This window comes from Mesorhizobium sp. M7A.F.Ca.CA.002.05.1.1 (assembly GCF_003998335.1).
GTDB lineage: Bacteria > Pseudomonadota > Alphaproteobacteria > Rhizobiales > Rhizobiaceae > Mesorhizobium.
On sequence record NZ_RZQI01000511.1, the window covers coordinates 1 to 4,381 of the forward strand.

General features: G+C 63.1%; 3 protein-coding genes and 1 pseudogene. 2 read left to right on the forward strand and 2 right to left on the reverse strand.

The genetic code is table 11. The features are described 5' to 3' along the window. Nucleotides 1-29 precede the first annotated feature (29 nt). Nucleotides 30-659 carry a MarC family protein gene (locus EN939_RS22755; protein ID WP_013531832.1) on the reverse strand — a complete coding sequence of 210 codons (630 nt, stop codon included), beginning with the start codon at nucleotides 657-659 and terminating at the stop codon, nucleotides 30-32. Between the two features lie 155 nt (nucleotides 660-814). Then, a complete protein-coding gene (locus EN939_RS22760) occupies nucleotides 815-1,345 on the reverse strand; it encodes a hypothetical protein (RefSeq protein WP_127269843.1) in 531 nt (176 codons plus the stop codon). Between the two features lie 85 nt (nucleotides 1,346-1,430). Here EN939_RS22760 and EN939_RS22765 point away from each other — a divergent pair. Beyond that, nucleotides 1,431-2,246, forward strand: a pseudogene (locus tag EN939_RS22765) (helix-turn-helix transcriptional regulator); the annotation flags it as partial. Nucleotides 2,247-2,475: 229 nt separating this feature from the next. Next, the coding region (gene gyrA, locus EN939_RS22770) for a DNA gyrase subunit A (RefSeq protein ID WP_127269845.1) at nucleotides 2,476-4,381 on the forward strand (1,906 nt) is incomplete at its 3' end.

Sequence of the window (4,381 nt, forward strand, 5' to 3'; positions counted from 1 at the left end):
AGTAGGCAGTAGGCAGTAGGGACTGTCGTTCAGCCTGCTATCAGCGCCTTGATGCCGTCGGCGACGAATTGCACAGCCAGTGCCGCCAGGATGACGCCAAGCAGACGGGTCAGGATCGAGCGGCCGGTCTGGCCGAGGATGCGGTCTATGCGTTCCGACAGCACGAACACCAGATAGGTGATGGCGAGGCAGACGAAGATGATGCCGACCAGCGCCGCCTGCGCGGCAAAGCCTTGAAACGAGCCGGAAAGCAGCACAGTTGCCGAAATGGCACCAGGGCCCGCGATCAGTGGGATCGCCAGCGGGAAGGCGGCGATGTTGTGGATCATGTCCTTGGTGATGGCGACGTCGCCGATCTTCTCCTTGCGGTCCTGCCGGCGCTCGAACACCATCTCGAAGGCGATGAAGAACAGCAGGAAACCGCCGGCGACGCGGAAGGCCGGCAACGTTATGCCGAACACCGACAGGATCGAGGCCCCGGCAACCGCAAACAGCGCCATCACCAGGAAACCGATGATCGAGGCGCGCACCGAAACCTGCTGGCGCTCCTCACGGTTCATGCCGCGCGTCACGGCGAGGAACAGCGGCGCCAGGCCGGGCGGGTCGATGGTCACGAGAATGGTGACGAAAGCGTTGAACAGGCTGTCGAAACTCGGCATCTCTGACCCTCCCGCCGGGCTGTGCCCGTGCCAGAATATTGGTAGAGCAAAGCCCGTTCGGTGGGAACCGTTCGTGAGAAAGTGGTTGATGCGGGACAGAGGGCAGCGCGAAGGATCGCGACGCTTTTATTCTGGGCTGCTGCAATCCTCGGAGATCAAACCGCTCGCCGCGCCAGGAACTCGACTTCCAGCCGCCATGTCGCGCCATTGTCTTGCGAGCGTTCGCCCAGCCAGCGGAAGGAGTTTTCGGTGATGCGTGAAAAGCTCCAGCGTACCGAGCTGCCGGTGTCGTCGGCGCCCACTTGCACGATCGTGTCACCCTCGGCGCGGCCGAGCTGGCGGCTGAAATACTGGTTGCGCGGGTCGCTCCAGAAGATGTGCCAGGCATCCGCGCCGGGATCATAGACGCGCAGCGTCGTGCCGTAAAAAGTCCATGTGCCCAAGGATGGCGATGGACCGGCGTCCCGCGCGGGCAGGATCCACACGTCCTGGATCGCCCGGCCTTCCAGCACCCAGCCGAAATGCACCTCGCCACGCCCTGTCAGCACAGTGCCGTCCTCGAGGTGGCGCGAGGCCTCAAACGTCCAGGCGCCGACGAAGCGGCCGTAAAGGCTCAGTTTTTCGGCAAGCCCTTCGATCGGTCCGGAGCTATGCAGGGCTTCGGCAAACGAGGATTGATCGAACATGGCTGCGGCCTCTTCTTGTCAGGAGACCGTTAGGAGTAGGCGGTGACGGGGTTCTGGGCTTGGGAAAAATTGCTATATTTCGACTATGACGACGACCACGCATAGTCTCGCATTCGGAGCCGGTTGGCACGTGACGGACGTCATTTGCACGGCCGGCGCCGGCGACCGGCCGTTCGAGGAAGCGCATCAGGATTTCTGCGTCGCTGCGGTCACCAGCGGCACGTTTCGCTACCGCGCCCAGCAAGGCACGGCGATGCTGGCGCCCGGCGCGCTCCTGCTCGGCAATCCCGGCACATGTTACGAATGCGGGCACGAGCATGGCAGCGGCGACCGTTGCCTCTCGTTCCATTTCGATCCGGCCTACATGGAACGGATCGCAGCTGGCGTTCCGGGCGCCAGGAAGCTGGCTTTCGAGGCGGCGCGCCTGCCGCCTTTGCCGGTACTGGCGCCGCTCCTGGCCGAAGCGGAGACCGCGCGCGAGATGGCCTACATCGACGCCTTCGAGGAACTTTCCCTGCGCTTGGCCGGTGCTGCCGTGGCTACAGCCTCTGGCGCTACGCATGTCGGGCGCGCGCCCAGCCGCCGCGATCAGAAACGGGTGGCCGAGGCAGTGCGGCGGATCGAACTGGACGCCGATGGGCCTGTCTCGCTTTCAGCGCTTGCCAATGAGACAGCAACCAGTCCGTATCACTTCCTGCGCATCTTCCGGCAGGTGGCGGGCATGACGCCCTACCAATTCCTGCTCAGGACGCGATTGCACAGGGCGGCGGTGCGGCTACGCATGTCCAACGATGCGGTCTCGGCGATCGCCTTCGAGGCCGGCTTCAACGATCTGTCGACTTTCAATCGTCGTTTTCGGCGGATCATGGGGGAGACGCCGCGCAACTATCGCAGCCGCCGTGGCGCATGGGCCTTTTCTGCTTCGTCAATCGGCCCCGTGCCCGCCAAGGCAGACACGCAGGCTTTTGCGTCAGGGCGGCGAAAACCGCCTTGGCCATATCGTCGCAATCAGCGGTATCCATTTGAAATTACCACCGAAAATGACACTGGAAAAGTGCCGTGAAGGTTGGAGTTTCGGGCTTGCTTCCTATATAAGCACCAAGTGATTCCTGATTAGATTGTGATCCGATTTGACCGACCAGAAGACACCGCGCGGCGCCGACGGCGGCCCCACCGGCATCGAGCCGATATCCATCGTCGAGGAGATGCAGCGCTCCTATCTCGATTACGCTATGAGCGTGATCGTCAGCCGTGCGCTGCCGGACGTGCGCGACGGCCTGAAGCCGGTGCATCGCCGCATTCTCTTCGCCGCCCATGAGAGCGGCTACCACTGGAACCGCAAATATGTGAAGTCGGCGCGCCCGGTCGCCGACGTGATGGGTAAATACCATCCGCATGGCGACGCCTCCATCTATGACGCCTTGGTGCGCATGGCACAGGACTGGTCGCTGCGCGTTCCGTTGATCGACGGGCAGGGCAATTTCGGCTCCATCGACGGCGATCCGCCTGCGGCGATGCGCTACACGGAAGCGCGGCTGACCAAGGTCGCGCACGAGCTTTTGGAGGATATCGACAAGGATACCGTCGATTTCCAGGACACTTACGACGCGTCGGGCAGCGAACCGAAGGTTCTGCCGGCACGGTTTCCCAACCTTTTGGTCAACGGCTCGGGCGGCATCGCCGTCGGCATGGCGACCAACATTCCACCGCATAATCTCAGCGAAATCTGCAACGGCGCCATCGCCCTCATCGACAATCCGGCGATCGACCTGCCGGCGTTGATGGAGATCATTCCGGGACCGGATTTCCCCACCGGCGGCATCGTGCTTGGCCGTTCGGGCATCTACAACGCCTATTCGACCGGCCGTGGCTCCATCGTCATGCGCGGCAAGGTCAACATCGAACAGCGCGGCAACGACCGCGAGTCGATCATCATCACCGAGGTTCCCTACCAGGTGAACAAGTCGTCGATGATCGAGAAGATGGCTGAACTGGTGCGCGACAAGCGCATCGAGGGCATTTCCGATATCCGCGACGAGAGCGACCGCCAGGGCTACCGCGTCGTCATCGAGTTGAAGCGCGACGCCGTTGCCGACGTCATCCTCAACCAGCTCTACCGCTTCACGCCGCTGCAGACCTCCTTCGGCGCCAATATGGTGGCACTGAACGGCGGCAAGCCGGAAGTGATGAACCTGACCGATATGCTGAAGGCGTTCGTCGCCTTCCGTGAGGAGGTGATCACAAGGCGGACGAAATTCCTGCTGCGCAAGGCGCGCGACCGCGCCCATGTGCTGGTCGGTCTCGCCATCGCAGTCGCCAACATCGACGAGATCATCAAGCTGATCCGCACCGCGCCGGATCCGCAGACGGCGCGTGAGCAGTTGATGGAGCGGCGCTGGCCCTCTGGCGACGTGGAATCGCTGATCCTCCTGATCGATGACCCGCGTCACCGGATCAACGAAGACGGCACCTACAATCTGTCAGAGGAACAGGCGCGCGCCATCCTCGAACTGCGCCTGCAGCGCCTGACCGCGCTCGGCCGCGACGAGATCGCCGACGAGTTGAACACGATCGGCGCCGAAATCATCGATTACCTGGACATTTTGTCGTCCCGCGCGCGCGTCCAGCAGATCGTCAAGGACGAGCTTGCCGCCGTGCGCGACGAGTTCGGCACGCCGCGCCGCACCGAACTCACCGACGGCGGTTCGGACATGGAAGACGAGGACCTGATCCAGCGCGAGGACATGGTCGTGACGGTGAGCCATTCCGGCTACATCAAGCGCGTGCCGCTGTCGCTCTACCGGGCGCAGCGTCGCGGCGGCAAGGGCCGCTCCGGCATGTCGACCAAGGAAGAGGATTTCGTCACCCGGCTGTTCGTGGCCAACACCCACACGCCGGTGCTGTTCTTCTCCTCGCGCGGCATCGTCTACAAGGAAAAGGTCTGGCGGCTGCCGATCGGCAATCCGCAGTCACGCGGCAAGGCGCTGATCAACATGCTGCCGCTGGAGCAGGGCGAGCGCATCACCACCATCATGC

Bases quoted from the DNA above. Each gene is read 5' to 3' on its own strand.
- EN939_RS22760 (WP_127269843.1), bottom strand. From the start codon at position 1,345: ATGTTCGATCAATCCTCGTTTGCCGAAGCCCTGCATAGCTCCGGACCG.
- EN939_RS22755 (WP_013531832.1), bottom strand. From the start codon at position 659: ATGCCGAGTTTCGACAGCCTGTTCAACGCTTTCGTCACCATTCTCGTG.